Raw genomic sequence first — 17,715 nt, 5'->3', positions numbered from 1 at the left:
ACCCGTACGAAATAGAATTCATTCTACACTGCGTATCCAGCCAGCGACCGCGCCGCCCGCCAGAGCTTCCATGCATCGCCGCGCTCCAGTTCGAAACGCTGTACGACTTGCTCGCATATCACCTCCAGCGTCAGGCGACGCAAACGTCCCGCCTGCAATGCCTGCAACAAAGGCTGCGCCTGTTCCCGTTCCACCTGCTGCACCGCTTCCCGCCAGGCGTACACATCGCCACGCCGCATTGCGGCATCCGGCATCCCGCATGCCCACAGGCCGCTCTTGCCATCCCCTGCGAACATCGCCTGCAACGATGCGGGCCGGGGGATGCCGGCCACCCGGGCAAACATGCCGACCAGTTCGCCATCCCCGCCGACCGCATCGAAAACCTGCACCGGCGGCCTGGCCCGGCCGCCGCCCCAGAACCACAAACTGCCGACCATCATCTCGCCGCGCGCCTCGCGTGCCCGATTCACCGGGTGCGCATACAGCAGCATCTGCACCTCCGTGGCGATCCGCTGCCAGCCCAACGCATCCGTCCCTTGTGGCTGATGCAGTTTTGCATCACTCCCCGCCGCCAGGCGCAAGGGCGAAGTCGTCATCTGCGGCTCGGCCTCCAGCTGCACATACCAGCGTTGCGGATGCGGTGCCGAGAAACGCAGCCCCATGCCGGTGAAATGCTCGTTCAGGGAAGCGCATAGCGCGTTCGCTTCATCCGGGCCCGGCACAACATCCAGCAGCATGACTTGCGCATGCTGCAGTTGCAGATTCACCGGGTCGGCGCACAGCCAGTAGCTCCCTCCCGTCTCCAGCCCATCGGCTGCTGCACGAACCGGTGCCACGGCCTGCACTCCGAATGCGGCACAAAAACGATCCTCCAGCGTACCGGTTGCCGAGGCACGCACGCCTGCGCGGGACAGCAATCTTTCCAGCACCGGCACCCGCAATCCGGCACAGGCTTCGGCAGCGATATCTGGCGGGGGAAAAAGACCAGGGATGAGCAAGTGAACATGTTCCATGGCGGAAGTTTAACATCCCGCTCGGCGGGTACTTATGGCAAACTAGCGACTCGTCGTCATTACGAGCTCGCGTTTTGCAACCTTACGAATTATTCATCGGCCTTCGCTACACCCGCGCCAAGCGCCGCAATCATTTCATCTCCTTCATCTCGATGATCTCCATGTTGGGTATCGGCCTCGGCGTGATGGCGCTGATCGTGGTGCTGTCGGTGATGAACGGCTTCCAGAAAGAGATCCGCGCCCGCATCCTGGGCGTCACCCCTCACCTGCAGGTCGTCAGCGAGAATGGCCAGCTCAACGACTGGCAGCATGTGCTGGACATCGTCGCCAAACAGCCCGAGGTGCGCGCTGCCGCGCCGTACGTCGACGGCCAGGGCATGGTGTCGCTGAACGACAACGTGCAGGGCGTGATGGTGCGCGGCATCCTGCCCGACGCCGAACAGCGTCTGACCGCACTCGGCGACAAGATGAAGCGCGGTTCGTTGAACGACCTGCGTGCTGGCGAATTCAATATCGTGCTCGGCGTCGACCTGGCGCGCGCGCTGGGTGCGCATATCGGCGACAGCGTACTGCTGATCACGCCGCAGGGACAGATCACCCCGGCCGGCATGCTGCCGCGCCTGAAGCAATTCCATGTGGTCGGCATCTTCGAAATCGGCATGGCCCCCTATGACAATTCGCTCGCCCTGATTCGGCTCGAGGACGCCCAGAAGCTCTACCGCATGGGCGGTAGCGTTAGCGGCATCAGCGGCAGCCTGCACAACCTGGACCTGGCGCCGCAAATCAGCGCCGCACTGGAAGAGAAATTGCCCAGGGACAGCTATGCCACCGACTGGACGCGCCAGAACGCCAATTACTTCAGCGTGGTCGCGATGGAGAAACGCATGATGTTCATCATCCTGTCGCTGATCGTACTGGTTGCCGCCTTCAATATCGTCTCCACGTTGGTGATGGCGGTCACCGACAAGCAGGCCGACATCGCCATCCTGCGCACACTGGGTGCTTCACCCAGGAGCATCATGCAGATATTCATGGTGCAAGGCATGCTGATCGGGCTCATCGGCATGGGAGCGGGTGTCATCGGCGGCGTGCTGATCGCCCTCAACATCGGCACCATCGTGCCCTTCATCGAACACCTGTTCGGCGTGCAGTTCCTGTCCAAGGAGTTCTATTACATCAGCGAACTGCCGTCCGACCTGCAAAAGGGCGATGTGCTGGTTGTCGCCGGCATGTCCTTCTTCATCAGCCTGTTCGCCACGCTTTATCCGAGCTGGCGCGCGGCCAAGACCCAACCTGCGGAAGCGCTGCGCTATGAATAAGCCCCAGCACGTCATCTCCTGCCGCGACCTGCACAAGACCTACACGCAGGGCGATCTGACCGTACCGGTGCTGCACGGGATCGATCTCGACGTCGCGCAGGGTGAACGCGTCGCCATCGTCGGCGCCTCCGGTTCGGGCAAGAGTACCCTGCTGCACCTGCTCGGCGGTCTCGATACGATCACCAGCGGCAGCGTCAGCATCCTCGGCCAGGACGTGGCGGCCATGAACGAAACTCAGCGCGGCGAACTGCGCAACCGCTCGCTCGGCTTCGTCTACCAGTTCCACCACCTGCTGCCCGAATTCACCGCGCTGGAGAATGTGGCCATGCCGCTGCTGATCCGCGGCATGAAACCCGCCGAAGCGCATCCCCAGGCTGCTGCCATGTTGGAACAAGTGGGTCTGGCGTCGCGCATCAGGCATCTGCCCGCCGAACTCTCCGGCGGCGAACGCCAGCGTGTCGCCGTCGCACGCGCCCTGGTCACCCAGCCGGCCTGCGTGCTGGCCGACGAACCTACCGGCAACCTGGATCGCGCGTCGGCCTCCGCCCTGTTCGACCTGATGCAAACGCTCAACGCCAGGCTCAACACCAGCTTCATCATCGTCACCCACGACCTTGAACTCGCCGGCAGGATGCAGCGGCAGTTGCGCCTGGTGGATGGCGTGTTGCACCCCGCCTGAAGCTCGCCCCGGAACCGCCGTTTCGGCCTAGGCGCCTTCGGCCGCCTCGATCTGCTCGCGCATCACCTTGAGCTGGAACAGGGTGTTGCGCTCTTCCTCGGACAGGATGGATTCGATGTGGTGTATGGTGGCCCGGTAACGCGGGATGACGTTGTACTTCAGCGCATTGACGCGCTTCTGGGTCTTTCGCTGCTCGGTCAGCAAGCGCCACAGCGCGGTCTCCGCCTCCCCCAGGTGCGCCAGCAAGGCAGCGGTCTCCGTCATGCGGCTCCTGGCCTCGTCAAAGCTGGCATCGGTCCACATCAGGCCCACGGGCAAAATCGGGGCGCTTTCCACCGACACCGTCGGGTATTCGATACCGATACTGCTGCGCGGCAGGATGGTGATCGTCAAGGCCGGCTTGAGCCCGATCACGGCCTGGCGCAATTGCGTGCTGCCCATGCGCATGTGGGCGATGGCCACCCAGTGATAGGTCTGCTGCAGGGCATCCCGCACATTCAGGCGCAATTCGCGGTATTTCTTCAGGCGCTGGTGCACCAGCCTGGTGAGCAGTTCGCGCTTGCGTTCCAGCAGATCGTGTCCGTGCTGCAGCGACACCACCTGGCGCCGCAGCGCAAGCAGCGTGCTCTTGGTCGGACGTACCTTCAGCAGGCCTTTCATTTCTCGCCCGCCGCCGCGGATTGCCAGTGATGGTATTTGTCCAGGTCGGTCGCTCGCAAACGGGTCAATGCCTGCGGCGGGAGCAGCGACAGGATGTCCCAGGCCAGGTTCAGCGTCTCGATAATGCTGCGTTCCTCATCCTCGCGCTGCCCGACGAATCGCCGCTCGAAGGCATCGGCAAAGGCGAGATGGTCCTGGTCGATCTCGGAAAGGTCCTCGGCACCGATGATGGAGGCAAGGTTGCGCACCTCCAGCGCGCGGGCATAGGAAGCATAGAGCTGGCTGGCGACCCGGGAGTGGTCTTCGCGCGTATGGTCCTTGCCGATGCCATCCTTCATCAGGCGCGACAGTGAAGGCGGGATGTCCACCGGCGGATAGATGCCCAGGTTGTTGAGGTTGCGGCTCAATACCAGTTGCCCTTCGGTGATGTAGCCGGTCAGGTCGGGGATGGGGTGGGTGATGTCGTCGGAAGGCATCGAGACCACCGGCACCATGGTGATGGAGCCGTGCTTCTCGCGGATGCGCCCGGCCCGCTCATAGATCTCGGCCAGATCGGAGTAGAGGTAGCCGGGGTAGCCCTTGCGGGCCGGCACGTCGCCCTTGGCGGTGGCGACCTCGCGCAGCGCTTCGGCGTAGTGCGTCATGTCGGTCATCACCACCAGCACATGCAGGTCAAGGTCGAACGCCAGGTATTCCGCCACCGTCAGCGCCGCACGCGGCATGATCAGGCGCTCGATGGTGGGCTCGTCCGCCAGGTTGAGGAACATCACCACGTTGCGCAGGACACCGCTGTCGGCGAAGGTCTTGCGAAAAAACAGGGCATCGGAATAGGACACGCCCATGGCGACGAACACCACGGCGAAATGCGACTCTTCGCCGGGCAGTTTGGCCTGCCGCACAATCTGCGCAGCCAGGCGGTTGTGAGGCAGCCCGGAGCCGGAGAAGATCGGCAGCTTCTGTCCGCGCACCAGCGAGTTGAGCCCGTCGATCGACGAAATTCCGGTCTGGATGAACTCGCGCGGATAGGCCCGTGCAGCGGGATTCACCGGCGCACCATTGACGTTGCGCTTCAGCTTGGAGAACAGCGGCGGACGTTCGTCGCGCGGCAGACCCAGGCCGTTGAACACGCGCCCCAGGATGTCCGGGCTCAGCGCCACCTCGAACGGCTGGTCGAGGAAGCGTACCCAGGTGCGTTCCAGATCGAGGTTGTCCGTGCCTTCCAGCACCTGGATCAGCACCACGGCATCGGAGGTGCGGATCACCTGGCCGTTGCGGCGGCGGCCGCTATGGTCGCGTACCACCACACGGTCGCCCAGGGCCACTCCCGGTACCCCACGCATGTACAGCAGTCCGCCGCGTGCTGCCGATGCCAGCCGGTATTCCTTTTCGCTCATGCCACCGCCTTTCCGTGTTGCGCATATTCGTCGCGCAGCCGCTCGAACTCAGCCGTGGCCTGGGTGGCGAACTTGCCCAGCCCCTCCAGCTGGTCGTTGGCATATTTGCCTTTAAGGCGCTGCGCATCCGCCAGCAGCGGCAGGCGCAACAGTTCCTGCACCGGCACGCCCAGCTCCAGCATGTCCAGTCCCTGCTGGTAGATGGACAACATCTGGTCGAGCAGCGCGAATTGCTTCTGCGGCGAACAATAGCTGTCCACCGGATCGAGCGCGCTTTGCTGCAACACGCCTTCGCGGAACAGCGCGACGCCTTCGAGCGCCCAGCGCTGCTGCGGCGACAGCGCTTCGGGACCGACCAGGTTGACGATGCGTGCCAGTTCGTCTGCCTGCGCCAGTATCTCCAGCGCCGCCGCACGCTGCTCCGCCCAGCGCGGATCGACATGCTCCGCCCACCAGCCGCTGCAACTCGCGACATAGCCTGAAAAGCTCTCCACCCAGTCCACGGCAGGATAATGGCGCGCATCGGCCAGCTCCTTGGTCAATGCCCAGAAGGTCTGCACGATCTCCTTGGTATGGCTGGTGACCGGTTCGGAGAAGTCGCCGCCGGGCGGCGAGACGGCACCGATCAAGGTGATCGAACCGGTACCGCCTGCCAGGGTCTGCACCCGCCCTGCGCGCTCGTAGAACGCGGCCAGACGCGAGGCCAGGTAGGCCGGATAGCCCTCCTCCACCGGCATCTGGCCAAGACGTCCTGCCACTTCGCGCAGCGCTTCCGCCCAGCGGCTGGTGGAGTCGGCCACCATCACCACGTCATACCCCTGGTCGCGGTAATACTCGGCCAGCGTGACCCCCACGTAGATCGAGGCCTCGCGGGCCACCACCGGCATGTTCGAGGTATTGGCGACCAGCAGCGTGCGTTCCATCAGCGAGCGCCCGGTGTTGGGATCGGTGAGCTGCGGGAAGCTCTCCAGGATGTCGACCAGCTCGTTGCCGCGCTCGCCGCAACCGACATAGATCACGATGTCGGCATCGGCCCAGCGTGCGATCTGCTGCTGCACCATGGTCTTGCCCGCGCCGAACGGACCGGGTACGGCCGCACGCCCTCCTTTAACCAGCGGAAAGAACGTATCGAGGATGCGCTGCCCGGTGATCAGCGGCGCCACCGCATCGTTGCGCTGGCGGTATGGACGCGGGCTGCGCACCGGCCAGCGGTGGAACAGCTTCAGCTCCTGGATGGCGCCAGGATCGGTCTTGACGCGCGCCACCACAGCTTCCACGGTGATCTCGCCGGCCCCGACGATCTCCAGCAATTCGCCGCTGATACCCGGTGGCACCAGGATGCGGTGGGCAATCGTTTGCGTCTCCTGCACGCTGCCCAGCACAACCCCCTGCTCGACGCGCATGCCAACGGCCAGGTCCGGGGCCGGCTCGAAGCGCCACAGGCGGGCGCGGTCCAGCGGCGGGATGTGCACACCGCGCGGGATATAGTCGCCGTGCTGCCGTGCATGTTCCAGCAGCGGGCGCTGTACGCCGTCGAAGATGCCCCCCAGCAATCCCGGACCGAGTTCCACCGACAGCGGATGACCGAGTGCGGTGACCGGCTCGCCGGGACGCAGCGATTCGGTGGGTTCGTACATCTGCACCAATGCGCGCTCGCCATGGCGGGCGATCACCTCGCCCATCAATTCGAGCCGGCCAATCCTGACCTGTTCGCCGGTACGCACATCGGCCAGCTGCACAGTGACCAGCGGCCCGTTGACTTCGACGACCTTACCTTCCATGTGCCTCCTGCGCGACCGGACTCAGCCGTTCATTGATGGTGGTTTGCATTGTTTCGCTCATCCGCTCCAGGCGACCTTCGAAGGTATTGTCGAAACGGATGTCGTTGTCCGCACTGACGAGCAGCACACCGCCGGAACATTCGATGGTTTCGGCCGACAGCCGCAGCATCTTGGCCGGCGCGGCCTGCCTGGCAAAATCGCCCCAGCCTGCCTGCAGGCGTTGCCAGTCGCGGCGATTGACCTGCACCACCAGGTCGTCGCGTTCGATGGCCTGCGCACCTTCGCGCAGCCACTCGAGTAGCAGCGGCAGATAACGCTGCTCGTCGGCAGCCAGCTGGGCAAGACGCCCGGGAATTCCATCCAGCACCGACTGGACCAGTTGTATGCGCAGGCGGTCCAGTTCCGCATGGAGCTGCAGTTCCGCCGCCTGCACCTGCTGCTGGTATATCCGTTCGGCGTGTGCCTTGGCAGCAAGCACCTCGCGCTCCTCCTCCAGATGCAGGCGCATCTTGGCGTCGGCCAGTATCTGCTCGCGCGTCTGACGGGCATATTCCAGATACTCCGCCGCCAGCTTGTTGGCGCGTTCTGTCAGCGCGGCCTCCAGGCCGCCGATCTGATCCGGCTCATTCATTCCCGGTTCTCCAGCGCGGTCGCGCCCAGCACTTCCTGCACCAGGTTCTCCACGCGCGAATGGTAGCTGGCGGACAAGTGGATCTCCGGTATCTCGGTGATGATGATGCGGCCGCCCTCGCGCTGGGCCCGCGCCAGATTGCGTCCGGCGTTGCGCGCAAGGCTCTGCTCGATCACCACCAGCGCCCCCTGCTGATCGCGCATCAATTCATGCATCAGCCCTTCGATGGTTTCCGCCGCAGGATCGACGTAAGTCTCAAAACCGATCAGGGCGAACCCCTCCATCAGCGCGGCACTGCCGAAAGCGATCATGCGCGCCGGGGCCAGGCTGCTCGACGGCCTGGCGGAGGCTGACGGCTGGATCATGTTCATGCGATCTTGCCCAGCAGCAGGATGGTGACCACCAGGCCATAGATGGCGATACCTTCAGCCAGCCCCAGGTAGATCAGCGTACGGCCGAACATTTCCGGTTTTTCGGAGATGATGGCAAGAGATGCGGCCCCCACCGGCCCGACCGCCAGCCCGGCACCGAAAGCCGCCAGTCCGGTCGGCAGGCCGGCTCCGAGCAATGCCAGCCCCAGGCCGACGGATATCTCGCCGTGCGCTGTAGCCGTTTCCTGCGCCACCGCATCGTGCATGCCCAGCGCCAGTAATCCGATGCTGGCGGACACGAACAGCAGCAGGTTTGCCGCCATCGTCCCCCTCCACCAGCGCTGCGCACGCACGCCGTCCCGCATCGGGCGGAACTCCAGATAGATACCCACGCCCAGGGTAAGCAGCAGGTTCAGGCCGATCATTGCAGTGAGCCAGTACATGGTTGATCCTTTCTCGTTGAATTCCGGTATTCCGAATCTTACGACAAATGCGCGTCCGGGTCGTATTCCCCGCAACGGTTGTCCACGACAGTCCTGGCGCAGGCCATACCGGTGCAGATCCCGCCGCGTCTGGCTGTGATGACCGCGCTCATCTCACGCACCAATGTACTGTTCGCATCGGGCATCGGCCGACAGGTACAGATCGTGCAGCACGCAGATACCGTCGTCCTTGCGTACCGAAGCATGCCCGGAACTCATGGTCTGCAGTCCCCGATAGACGCTCTCCAGATATTCCGGCGAATTGCGGAAATGCACGCAGTTGAAACAGCATTCCCGATCTGCATCTTTAGCCATCAGAACCTCCATAGCGGTGCATGCGCACCCGCGGCAAGGGCCGGGGATGCGCATGCCGATCAATGTTTCAGGTTCGACCAGTAATTCGCAAACACCATCGTGGACAGCACGAAACCAAGGATCACGTTCACCACCACCCCGCTGGTGAAGGCCAGGAAGGGTTTGACGCCGGCACTGGCCAGTTCGCGGAAGCGGGTGGTGAGGCCGATGCTGAAGAAACAGAAGATGAACGCCCAGGTCCGCAGATTCAATATCGGGACGACGAGGTCAGGTTTGACGATCTTGTTGTAGTCAGCCTGGCTGTAGCCGGATGCGATCACGGTGATGAGTACTGAGGCCACGAAGAAACCCAGTACGAACTTCGGAAACCGCCACCAGATCTCGGCTGCATCCGGCTTGCTGCCGGCTTTCACTTCCCAGCGGGTGGTCGCGATCAACGCGAACAGGAACGCCCACACGCCGATCCACACGTCGCGGCCGATCACTTTCATCAGGGTGAAACCGAATACCGCGTCATCCGCAGTACCGGCGATGCCGGGGACATTTCCTGCCAGGTTGCCGTAGGCCTGTGCCGCGGCAAAACCAGCTGCGTCGGCGAATTCGGAAGTGCCTATCCACGCGCCGGCGACCCCGGTATGCAACTGCAGGGCACGCGAGGCCAGCGGCAACAGGAAGATCATGACGATCGCCCATACGATCACCATCGTGATGGCGATAGGCGCATGTTCCTTCTTGGCCCCCACGGCACCGGCGATTGCGATCGCACCGGACACACCGCAAACCGCGCCCCCCGCGCCAAGCGTGGCGGCCAGGCGCCGGTCCAGCCCCATGCGCTTGGCCGTGAAATAGATCACCGCGAAGGTGGTGACCGAAACGATGGTTGCCTGCACCACGGCCACCGGCCCCGCCCACACGATCAACGTGAAAGGCAGCGTGGCTCCGAGCAGCACGATCCCCGTCTTGATGTAGTACTCCACGCGGAATCCGGCATCCATCCATTTGGGCAAGCCGCCCAGATTCGAGATCAGCAGCCCCAATGCCAGCGCCAGCAAAGGCGGTTCCAGATTGTAGCGGCTCGCCTGATCCCATGCCCCGACGGTGAATATGACGATGGAAAAGACGTAGACGAACAGGAACGACGGCAGGAATTCCGACAGCTTGAACCTGAGGGCCTTGAGGCTGACCGTAAAGATCAGCGACCACATGACGAATTGCATCAGATACTGGTTGAGATGGCCGGTGAAGTTCGCCCACGCTTCATCCGGTGTATGCCACTTCGCCGGACTGATGGCGATCCACTTGATGCTGCTGCCATTGATGAAGAAGAGATACGCGGCAAGGATGATGCCCAACCCCAGATAGATGGCCCACCAGTCCTCCTTCAGATACAGCTCCCGCCATCCCATGCTGCGTACCTTCCGAGGTTCGCCGTTTTCGTTCCAAGCATCCTGAGTCTTTTCCATGTGCCCCCCTTGATTGGTTAAGATCTGTTGCCGGTACTGTGCCGAGTCCCTCCATGCGATGCACCACCGGAGACATTCCGCTTTAGTTCTTCCTCCTTGCAGCCACTGCCCTGTTGCAAACACACTGCGCTTTGTCGATGTTCCCGGTCTAATTGCACACCGGCTGAACCTCCCTGTACTTCCCCTGCAATTCCAGCATCCAGCCCGGGTATTCGGCCGGCAACCTGCTCACCCTGTCCAGCTCTGCCAGCTCTTCCGGGGTCAGGCAAAGTTGCGTCGCACCGATATTGTCATGCAGCTGTTCCACGGTCCTGGCTCCGATGATGACCGACGATACCGCTGGTTGCGCCAGCAGCCAGGCCAGGGCGATTTGCGCAACGCTCACGCCGCGCCTGGCCGCGATCGGATGCATGACGTCCACGCAGGCATAGGCACGCTCTTTGTCGACGACGGGAAAGTCGAATTCGTTGCGACGGCTACCGGCAGGCCCTTTGCCGTCACGACCATACTTTCCGCTCAGCAATCCGCCCGCCAGCGGGCTCCAGACCATCAGTCCCAGTTTCTGGTCGCCGATCAGGGGAATGATTTCGCGTTCGAGATCTCGCCCGGCCAGGGTGTAGTAGGCCTGGACGCTGGCAAAGCGCTCCCATCCCTTGGCGTCCGAAATCGACAATGCCTTCATGATCTGCCAGGCCGCCATGTTGCACAGGCCGATGTAGCGCACCTTGCCCGAGCGCACCATGTCGTTCAATGTCGCCAGCGATTCTTCCAGCGGCGTCAGCGGGTCGAAGCCGTGCAATTGATACAGATCGATATGATCCAGTTGGAGGCGCCGCAGGCTGGCATCCAGTTCATTCATCAGGTGATAGCGCGACTGGCCGCGACCGTTGGGCAGATCGTTCATGATGCCAGTCGCCTTGGTGGCAATCACCAGTTCGTTGCGAGGCAAGCCCAGATCCTTGATGGCCTGCCCGACACGCATTTCGGATTGTCCCAGGGAGTAGACGTTGGCCGTATCGATAAAATTGATTCCTGCAGCATGGGCCTGCTTGACCAGCGCGTTCACCGCCGCCTGGTCCAGGCCACCCATGACTTTCCAGAATCCATCGCCGCCGAAGGTCATGGCACCCAGGCACATTTCAGAGACATACAAGCCAGTACGGCCCAGCAAGCGATATTTCATGCTGCCCCCTTCCCGCTGTTTTCCCGACCCCGGCGATTCCCGAAAACACGTCGAACCGCGCTTGAGCGCCAAACTTACGCCTTGTTCCGCACGGAGTCAAAATGCGCCTCAAGCGCAGCCCGGATGATCGGGCCCTTGCAGCGGGCAGCTGATTCAGGAGATCAGAAGCTCACCAATGCGCTGACCGATACGGGATAGCCGATCCCGACCAGCCTGCCGTCGGCAGAGGCGGCATAAGTGATGCGATTCAGCTCGCTACGGACCGCTAGGTGCCTGTTTAACTGGTATTGTCCGCCAAGACCGAAGATGACGCCGTTGCTGAAACCGGTCCTGATGGCAGAAGCGCCATTGGCAAAAGTCGTGGTCGTCCTGCCGAAACCGACGCGAAACATCAAATTGAAATCATGCACCGGGGTCGCATTCTGGACCAGCGACAAACCCTCGAACCTGGCGGAGCCATTGCCCTCGACGCCGCCCAGTTTGATCGAACTGATCTCCAGTATGTCCACGTTCGTCCCAGCCCCGATACTGTAATTGGCCCCGCCGGTGCCCGCACCGGCTGCGACGTAGTACAGCCCCTGATCGGCGGCCATTGCGGCAAAAGGCAGGATTGCCAAGGCGAATGCAACAGCATGCAATTTTTTCATTTGAGATCCCCGATTCAAGCCGACGCCATTTTTAGTACAACAAATATATCATCGGCATCCTGGCCGGGATACCCATGGCTGGCTACCGAATGCTGCGGCAGGTGTGCAATGCCCGGTCGGCAATTCCCCGAAGCCGGTTGTCCCGCCGCCAGACTGATGGCAAATGGAGTCCGCACCTCTCAGGACATGCCGGACTTTGCAGGCTCTTCGGCACTCTTGCCGGACAGGAATCTCTGTGCCAGGGCCTGGTATAGCGAAACCGGGCAAACGATCCGCGATACGCCGAAAGCGATGAAGGAGGTCGCCATCAGCGGCAGCAGCATATTGTGGTCATCCGTCATCTCCATCACGATCACAAAAGCGGTGATCGGTGTTTGCACCACACCCGAGAAATAGGCCACCATGCCCAGGATCACCATGGCCTGCATAGGCACCCCCGGCATCACCGTGGCGAGCGATGCACCGAATCCTGACCCCACCGCAAGGGACGGCGCGAATATCCCGCCGGGAATCCCGCTAAGATAGCTCACTATCGTCGCCAGCATTTTGTAGAAACCAAACCCCTCGGTTGCCCGGGTGCCTTCCAGTATCCCCCTTGCTTCGTCATAGCCGGTACCATAGATCGTACTGCCGGAAGCGATGCCAAGCATGGCCAGGAGCAGGCCACACAGCATCGCAAACACCACCGGCCTTTCTTGCATCAACACGCCTGCCCTGCCGGGCAGGCCGCGGCTGGACAGAATCAGCAAGCGGCTGAACGCGCCCCCCAGCAAGCCTCCAGCGAGTCCGCAAGCAACGACGGCGGCCCATTCGCCGTTCAGCGCCAGGGTGACCGAAGTATGGCCGAAGTAGGCATAGTTACCCAGCATCGCCAGCGACACGATGCCCGCCAGGATCACTGCGATCAGTATCGTACCGCTGGTGCGCTGTTCGAAGGCGCGACTCAGCTCTTCGATGGCGAATACGATCCCGGCCAGCGGAGTGTTGAAAGCGGCCGCGATCCCTGCCGCACCGCCTGCCAGGATCAGTCCCTTGTCGAGTTCGTTGCGCGAGTAATGCGCGAACCGGCCCAGGTTATGCATGATCGAAGCGCCGATCTGCACGGTCGGTCCTTCGCGCCCGATCGAAGCACCCGATAGCAGGCCCATGATGGTGAGGAATATCTTCGCTACAGCTATCCGCAAGGAAAGCATGGCACCGCGCAAACCGGCAGACGGGGTTTCCAGGGCGGCGATGGTTTGAGGGATGCCGCTGCCTTGTGCGGCCGGAAAAAAACGCCGAGTCAGATAGACCACCGCTGCAAAGCCGATCGGCGTGACGATCAACGGAAGCAACGGAGAAATGGAAACGGTTTTGCGAAAGAGGGCTTGCGCCTGGTTGCTGGCAAGCGCAAACAAGATTGAGACCACGCCGACCGCGCAGGCACCGATCCAGAAGACCAAGTGGCTTTTCCAGTTTTTGAAGGAATTCAAATCGCTCCCCAGAAACACGGCATGCAATCAGAAGACAGCGTCACCGCCTGTATCCAAAAAAGAGAGGGGCTTGCGCCCCTCCAACTCTGACACTGCTCTGCAAATCACTGGTTCAGTTTGTGGTTGAAATCGACCCGGCGGTTGTCTTTCCAGCAGCTTTCGTCATGACAGGCAGAACGGGGCTTCTCTTTGCCATAGCTGACCAGCTTGATCTGCGCCTTCGGCACGCCCAGGAGCTGCAGTTGACGGCTGACCGCATCGGCACGCCGACTTCCCAGCGCCAGGTTGTATTTGTCGCTGCCGCGCTCGTCGCAGTTGCCTTCCAGGGTCACGGTGTCGTTCTTGTGGGCGCGAATGAATTCGGCCTGTTTCTTGATCACCTCGCCAAATTCGGATTTCACGGCCGATTTCTTATAGTCAAAATAGACGCTATCTTTCCTCAATTGCTGAAGCAGCTGCGCCTGCTCGGCCGCAGCCACTTGGGCGCTGTTGGCATCCGCTTGCGCCTGCTTTGCGTTGTCCTGGGTCGGCGATTTGGATGTATCGGTCTTGTTGCTCGATGCACAGGCAACCAGCGACAATGCAACCAACAGTGCGGCGATATAACTCTTCATAACACTCCTCGTTTTCAATTGAAAATCATTCGTAAAACACGCGTGCCAGGCATGAACGCGTGGCGCGCATTCTACCGCAAATACGTTTATTGCAATATATTTTAGACGAAACCATCTCCCGCATCAGGCATGCGCCAGCCTCTCCGGCCCCGCCAGGCGGATGCTTGAAAATCTGGAGAGGGGAAATCTAGCTGGCCCATTCGCGCTTGCCGCCCAGCGTAAGCGGACGGAAAGCCCGTCCGTCGCCGCTGAAGAAACGCGAGAAACCCTCATAGTATTCCAGGCGCAGCGTCTGGATGGCCACGATGCCGCCTTCCAGCAGCAGGATGAAGATATTGCCCAGCACCACGCTGACCCAGTATCCCGTCGCATGCATCATGCTGCCGATGGTAAAGATGGCGATGGTCAGCGCCACATGGTTGAGGCTGAATGCCGCCAGCCGCAGGAAAGACAGCGTGTTTGAAACATAGCCCATCACCGTCTCGAAGCCTTCCATCAGGGCGATCAGTATCCGCTCCCAGGTCGCCGCACCGCTGCTGTGCTGCCACGAATGGGCAATGATCATGCCCAGCGAGCTGCATACCAGCAACAAGGTGGCGATCCCGAATGTCCCTGCGGTGGCGTAGCGGTAACCGGCAAACACCAGCCCCAGGTACAGCGACAGTCCTGCCGCACCGTGGCTGTCGAGCAGCGCCTCCCGCATTCGCCCCGCTGCGATGCGGTTGCGGATGGTCAGTGCCGTGGCCAGCACGATGAAACCTATCCCCCAGCCCAGAGCCACGCCCAGCATGCGCAGGGGATCGGAAAGCGGCGGCATCCACAAGGCCGGCAGCAGCTGTTCGAAGCCGAACACGCTGCCATAGAGCAGGCCGAAAAAGGCGGAACTGATGCCCGCCGCAACGGCCAGTGCGGCATATTGCCCCAGGCGCCGCCGTAACAATGCACCGGCAAGGGCGATCGTCGCCCCTTGCCCCACATCGCCGAACATCATGCCGAACATCAGCACATAGGAAAGGGCGAACAGTACGGTCGGGTCGATCTCGTCGTAGCGCGGCACACCATAATTCAGCACCAGGCTGGCAAAGGGACGCAACCAGCGGTGATGGCTGATCAGCGACGGGACCCGCATATGCTCCTGCGGGATCGGATCGCGCGCGTGCAACACAAAGCGGTCGCCGAAGCGATGTTCCAGCATGGCGTGCAACTGCGCAGCTCGGCCTTTCGGTATCCAGCCGCTGACCATGACCAGGTTGCCGCGACCGCGCATCAGGACCGCAAGCTCGGCAAACGGGGCGGCACGGGCAAGCTGCTGCCCCGCATCGAGCAGGCGGTCGCGCAACTGACTCTGTGCAGCATCCGTGCTGCGCTGCAGTTCCGCTTGCTGCTGCTCCAGGCGAGCCATGCGCTGGATCAGCTCCTGGCGAACCTCCGCCGGACGCCCACGGAATTCCGTGGGAATGTCCGTCATGCGCCAGCCTGCAGCTTGCAGTACCCGCTCCACTTCAGCAGAGCGTCCCGTGGTGCCGGCAATGATCAGGTGCACCTGCTCCGGGCCGGTAAAGAAATCGATGGCGACATATCCGGCCATGCCGAGCGCCTCAGCGAAACGCTGCGCGTTGGCGCGAGGCAGCGTACCGACGCGGATGTCCAGCACACGGCTGTTCTTCTGCAACAGGGTGAGGTCGATATTGAGGTCCATGAACTGGCCCAGCGCCTTGAGCATCTGCGCTGTGCGCCGATGGTCGTCGCGCAATTTGCGCATCTGCTCCTGATCTTCGGAACAGGTATCCCACAGCGTCCTCAGCCACTCATCGAGTTCGGCAAGTTTCGCCAGGCTGACCGGCTGCGTGGGCGAAACCGGCCCTTCGCTGTCAGGCAGGCCGTAATGCAGGAGGATCTTGTCGAGACGGGAACGGCATTCGGCAAAAACCTGCCGGTACCCCTCGCCGGGAAGTTCAGGCAGATCGGCTGCAGTGACCTCGCTGACCTCCGGGTCGAAGCAGGCAAGATCGGCCAGCAGCAAGGCCGCTTCGGAGGCATGCTCCTTTAGCAGGCTCAGTTCGACGCGCTGCATGGCGACCGGCTTAAACATGCCCGGACTCCCCGCTTGCGGCACGGGCGTCGTGCAGCCCGAGTGCCGCGCGTATCATTCCCGCATCCATCTGCACATCGTGGCCGCGAACGATGGCGCGCAAGCGCCTCAAGTCGCGTTCGCGCAGCACGAGATAGGCCAGCGCACGCGCCACATTGAATACGCTGTGGTTGAGCGCATGCGCCGCCACACGCCAGGTTTCCTGCTCCAGCCGCAAGGTCACTTCGGTGGTATTGCGCGCGCCTGCCAGCATGCCGGCATAAGGCTCGGCAAGATTGCCCAGCACATCCTCGAAAGTCGGCTGCTGCGAAAGCTGCTGCAATTGCTGCGCGCTCAAACGGTTGCTGGCGGGAATAAGCAGGTAATAGGCCTGCGACGGCGGCAGGCGGTAAGCGAAGCGGTAGCGCAGCAACCACACCAGATTGACGCGATCGATGATGCTGCCGATGATGCCGCGCAGGAAGCCGCCGGACGTGTTGTCGATACTGCCGCTGCGCCTCGACAGGCCGGCGAAATAGCGCCGGTCGAGTGCCGCATCCAGGGCGAACAAGGCTTCGCCCTGCTCCAGCAAATGACGCGCCTGGCGCGCAAGTTCAGCAAACGGCGTCTGCTCCAGGTGGCGCAGCAATTCTGCGGCCGAGTCGCTCTGCAGCAGTTCGGCAAGCGGCAGGCTGGTGAAACGTCCCATGTCCAGCAATTGCCCTTCGATCGCCTGTTGCGGCTGCCCCGCCATCTTGCCGCGGATGATGACCTTGAGGTTGTTGAGTTCGAAACGATGCGCCCAGTAGCGCAACAGTTCGCGCGCCTCCCCGGACAGCGGCCTGATCAGCACCGCCAGATCCTGCAGCAACAGCGTGACATTGTTCTGGTCCAGATCGCCGATGTAATGCATCAGCCCGGCAGTGCGCTCTTGCCGATCGACACCGCCGGCCGTGTCATCCCCGGTACGATCGATCAGCGCATCGACTTGTCCGGGCTCGAGCAGCTTGCCGGCAAGCAGATTGACGCGCGCATTCAGGTAGGCATATTCGGCGGCAATCATGGTTCCGTCGGCCCGCCGCCGGTCAACAGTCCCAGGGCCGTATCCAGCGCCTGCGATTCCGACTCTTTGGCCGCATGCCGCAAGGATGCGGCACGGTCGGTATTGTGCCGTTTCAGTTCTGCGATGGTCTGCTGCGCGCGCTGAGCGGATTGGGCAAGGAATGCGGCGTGGATCTCCTTGATGCGCTCTGCATGCTGCCGTTCCAGAACCTGCACTTCAAGTCTGGCCTGATCGATGATCTTCTGCCGCTCGGCTTCCGCGCCGGCGATGACAAGCTCCGCCCGGGCTTCCGCATCCAGCAAACGCTTCAGCGCTTCGTCCACCATATGACCTCCTTGGTCTCAGTCCATGCATGGAAACACGGCAATCTCACGGTTCAATTATAACCACTATAACCACACTATCGCCGTCTTGCCGCTCCCCTCCGAACCGGTCGCATCATGACCAAGACATCGCGGAGGCATGCGGGCGATCCGGACCCGGCTGCAACCTTTCCGTCATCGCCATGTAACGAAAAGGGAATAGGGTACAGACAACCCACCCCAAGGAGCGCAGAA

Annotated in this window: 18 protein-coding genes; 2 read left to right on the top strand and 16 right to left on the bottom strand. The window is 62.2% G+C overall.

What is annotated here, in order from left to right; translation table 11 throughout:
- Positions 1-23: 23 nt before the first annotated feature.
- Positions 24-1,013, bottom strand: coding sequence for a hypothetical protein (locus L6418_RS05880; protein WP_237248544.1), 990 nt, complete (start codon positions 1,011-1,013; stop codon positions 24-26).
- Between the two features lie 74 nt (positions 1,014-1,087).
- On the opposite strand from L6418_RS05880, the gene L6418_RS05875 reads away from it, so the two are divergent.
- Both L6418_RS05875 and lolD read left to right on the top strand, forming a co-directional pair.
- A complete protein-coding gene (locus L6418_RS05875) occupies positions 1,088-2,332 on the top strand; it encodes a lipoprotein-releasing ABC transporter permease subunit (protein ID WP_237248543.1) in 1,245 nt (414 codons plus the stop codon).
- Complete coding sequence (gene lolD / locus L6418_RS05870) at positions 2,325-3,011, top strand: lipoprotein-releasing ABC transporter ATP-binding protein LolD (protein ID WP_237248542.1); 687 nt, start codon at positions 2,325-2,327, stop codon at positions 3,009-3,011. Before L6418_RS05875 ends, lolD begins: the two co-directional genes overlap by 8 nt.
- A 27-nt stretch (positions 3,012-3,038) precedes the next feature.
- Here lolD and L6418_RS05865 read toward each other — a convergent pair whose 3' ends face one another.
- The 15 genes from L6418_RS05865 to L6418_RS05795 form a co-directional block, all read right to left on the bottom strand.
- Positions 3,039-3,671, bottom strand: a complete 633-nt coding sequence (locus L6418_RS05865; RefSeq protein ID WP_237248541.1) for a V-type ATP synthase subunit D — start codon at positions 3,669-3,671, stop codon at positions 3,039-3,041.
- Complete coding sequence (locus tag L6418_RS05860; RefSeq protein WP_237248540.1) at positions 3,668-5,065, bottom strand: V-type ATP synthase subunit B; 1,398 nt, start codon at positions 5,063-5,065, stop codon at positions 3,668-3,670. The genes L6418_RS05865 and L6418_RS05860 overlap by 4 nt, the downstream gene beginning before the upstream one ends.
- Positions 5,062-6,846: a V-type ATP synthase subunit A gene (locus L6418_RS05855; protein ID WP_237248539.1), complete on the bottom strand. Its 1,785-nt coding sequence runs from the start codon at positions 6,844-6,846 to the stop codon at positions 5,062-5,064. Before L6418_RS05855 ends, L6418_RS05860 begins: the two co-directional genes overlap by 4 nt.
- The gene (locus L6418_RS05850) at positions 6,836-7,477 is read right to left on the bottom strand and encodes a V-type ATP synthase subunit E (RefSeq protein WP_237248538.1); all 642 of its coding nucleotides are present in this window, start codon (positions 7,475-7,477) and stop codon (positions 6,836-6,838) included. The genes L6418_RS05855 and L6418_RS05850 overlap by 11 nt, the downstream gene beginning before the upstream one ends.
- Entirely contained in the window at positions 7,474-7,848 is a 375-nt protein-coding gene (locus L6418_RS05845; RefSeq protein WP_237248537.1) for a V-type ATP synthase subunit F, read from the bottom strand. The genes L6418_RS05850 and L6418_RS05845 overlap by 4 nt, the downstream gene beginning before the upstream one ends.
- A complete protein-coding gene (locus L6418_RS05840) occupies positions 7,845-8,291 on the bottom strand; it encodes an ATP synthase subunit C (protein WP_237248536.1) in 447 nt (148 codons plus the stop codon). The genes L6418_RS05845 and L6418_RS05840 overlap by 4 nt, the downstream gene beginning before the upstream one ends.
- A gap of 153 nt (positions 8,292-8,444) precedes the next feature.
- Positions 8,445-8,645: a hypothetical protein gene (locus tag L6418_RS05835; RefSeq protein ID WP_237248535.1), complete on the bottom strand. Its 201-nt coding sequence runs from the start codon at positions 8,643-8,645 to the stop codon at positions 8,445-8,447.
- Positions 8,646-8,704: 59 nt separating this feature from the next.
- On the bottom strand, positions 8,705-10,108 hold the full coding sequence (locus L6418_RS05830) for a YeiH family protein (protein WP_237248534.1): 1,404 nt from the start codon (positions 10,106-10,108) through the stop codon (positions 8,705-8,707).
- 148 nt (positions 10,109-10,256) lie between these two features.
- Positions 10,257-11,291 carry an aldo/keto reductase gene (locus L6418_RS05825; protein WP_237248533.1) on the bottom strand — a complete coding sequence of 345 codons (1,035 nt, stop codon included), beginning with the start codon at positions 11,289-11,291 and terminating at the stop codon, positions 10,257-10,259.
- A gap of 161 nt (positions 11,292-11,452) precedes the next feature.
- Positions 11,453-11,938, bottom strand: a complete 486-nt coding sequence (locus tag L6418_RS05820; RefSeq protein ID WP_237248532.1) for a hypothetical protein — start codon at positions 11,936-11,938, stop codon at positions 11,453-11,455.
- 179 nt (positions 11,939-12,117) lie between these two features.
- The gene (locus tag L6418_RS05815; RefSeq protein WP_237248531.1) at positions 12,118-13,410 is read right to left on the bottom strand and encodes a chloride channel protein; all 1,293 of its coding nucleotides are present in this window, start codon (positions 13,408-13,410) and stop codon (positions 12,118-12,120) included.
- Between the two features lie 104 nt (positions 13,411-13,514).
- Positions 13,515-14,024, bottom strand: coding sequence for a peptidoglycan-associated lipoprotein Pal (gene pal / locus L6418_RS05810; protein WP_237248530.1), 510 nt, complete (start codon positions 14,022-14,024; stop codon positions 13,515-13,517).
- 187 nt (positions 14,025-14,211) lie between these two features.
- Positions 14,212-16,116: a V-type ATP synthase subunit I gene (locus L6418_RS05805; RefSeq protein ID WP_237248529.1), complete on the bottom strand. Its 1,905-nt coding sequence runs from the start codon at positions 16,114-16,116 to the stop codon at positions 14,212-14,214.
- Positions 16,109-17,158, bottom strand: a complete 1,050-nt coding sequence (locus tag L6418_RS05800; RefSeq protein ID WP_237248528.1) for a V-type ATPase subunit — start codon at positions 17,156-17,158, stop codon at positions 16,109-16,111. The genes L6418_RS05805 and L6418_RS05800 overlap by 8 nt, the downstream gene beginning before the upstream one ends.
- Positions 17,155-17,484 carry a hypothetical protein gene (locus tag L6418_RS05795; protein ID WP_237248527.1) on the bottom strand — a complete coding sequence of 110 codons (330 nt, stop codon included), beginning with the start codon at positions 17,482-17,484 and terminating at the stop codon, positions 17,155-17,157. Before L6418_RS05795 ends, L6418_RS05800 begins: the two co-directional genes overlap by 4 nt.
- Between the last annotated feature and the right edge of the window lie 231 nt (positions 17,485-17,715).

This window comes from Sideroxyarcus emersonii, from assembly GCF_021654335.1.
Classification (GTDB): domain Bacteria; phylum Pseudomonadota; class Gammaproteobacteria; order Burkholderiales; family Gallionellaceae; genus Sideroxyarcus; species Sideroxyarcus emersonii.
The sequence above is the reverse complement of the archived record's forward strand: the minus strand, read 5'-3'. Positions and strand labels throughout refer to the sequence as shown.

Bases quoted from the DNA above. Each gene is read 5' to 3' on its own strand.
- L6418_RS05880 (WP_237248544.1), bottom strand. From the start codon at position 1,013: ATGGAACATGTTCACTTGCTCATCCCTGGTCTTTTTCCCCCGCCAGAT.
- lolD (WP_237248542.1), top strand. From the start codon at position 2,325: ATGAATAAGCCCCAGCACGTCATCTCCTGCCGCGACCTGCACAAGACC.
- L6418_RS05865 (WP_237248541.1), bottom strand. From the start codon at position 3,671: ATGAAAGGCCTGCTGAAGGTACGTCCGACCAAGAGCACGCTGCTTGCG.
- L6418_RS05860 (WP_237248540.1), bottom strand. From the start codon at position 5,065: ATGAGCGAAAAGGAATACCGGCTGGCATCGGCAGCACGCGGCGGACTG.
- L6418_RS05855 (WP_237248539.1), bottom strand. From the start codon at position 6,846: ATGGAAGGTAAGGTCGTCGAAGTCAACGGGCCGCTGGTCACTGTGCAG.
- L6418_RS05850 (WP_237248538.1), bottom strand. From the start codon at position 7,477: ATGAATGAGCCGGATCAGATCGGCGGCCTGGAGGCCGCGCTGACAGAA.
- L6418_RS05845 (WP_237248537.1), bottom strand. From the start codon at position 7,848: ATGAACATGATCCAGCCGTCAGCCTCCGCCAGGCCGTCGAGCAGCCTG.
- L6418_RS05840 (WP_237248536.1), bottom strand. From the start codon at position 8,291: ATGTACTGGCTCACTGCAATGATCGGCCTGAACCTGCTGCTTACCCTG.
- L6418_RS05835 (WP_237248535.1), bottom strand. From the start codon at position 8,645: ATGGCTAAAGATGCAGATCGGGAATGCTGTTTCAACTGCGTGCATTTC.
- L6418_RS05830 (WP_237248534.1), bottom strand. From the start codon at position 10,108: ATGGAAAAGACTCAGGATGCTTGGAACGAAAACGGCGAACCTCGGAAG.
- L6418_RS05825 (WP_237248533.1), bottom strand. From the start codon at position 11,291: ATGAAATATCGCTTGCTGGGCCGTACTGGCTTGTATGTCTCTGAAATG.
- L6418_RS05820 (WP_237248532.1), bottom strand. From the start codon at position 11,938: ATGAAAAAATTGCATGCTGTTGCATTCGCCTTGGCAATCCTGCCTTTT.
- pal (WP_237248530.1), bottom strand. From the start codon at position 14,024: ATGAAGAGTTATATCGCCGCACTGTTGGTTGCATTGTCGCTGGTTGCC.
- L6418_RS05805 (WP_237248529.1), bottom strand. From the start codon at position 16,116: ATGTTTAAGCCGGTCGCCATGCAGCGCGTCGAACTGAGCCTGCTAAAG.
- L6418_RS05800 (WP_237248528.1), bottom strand. From the start codon at position 17,158: ATGATTGCCGCCGAATATGCCTACCTGAATGCGCGCGTCAATCTGCTT.
- L6418_RS05795 (WP_237248527.1), bottom strand. From the start codon at position 17,484: ATGGTGGACGAAGCGCTGAAGCGTTTGCTGGATGCGGAAGCCCGGGCG.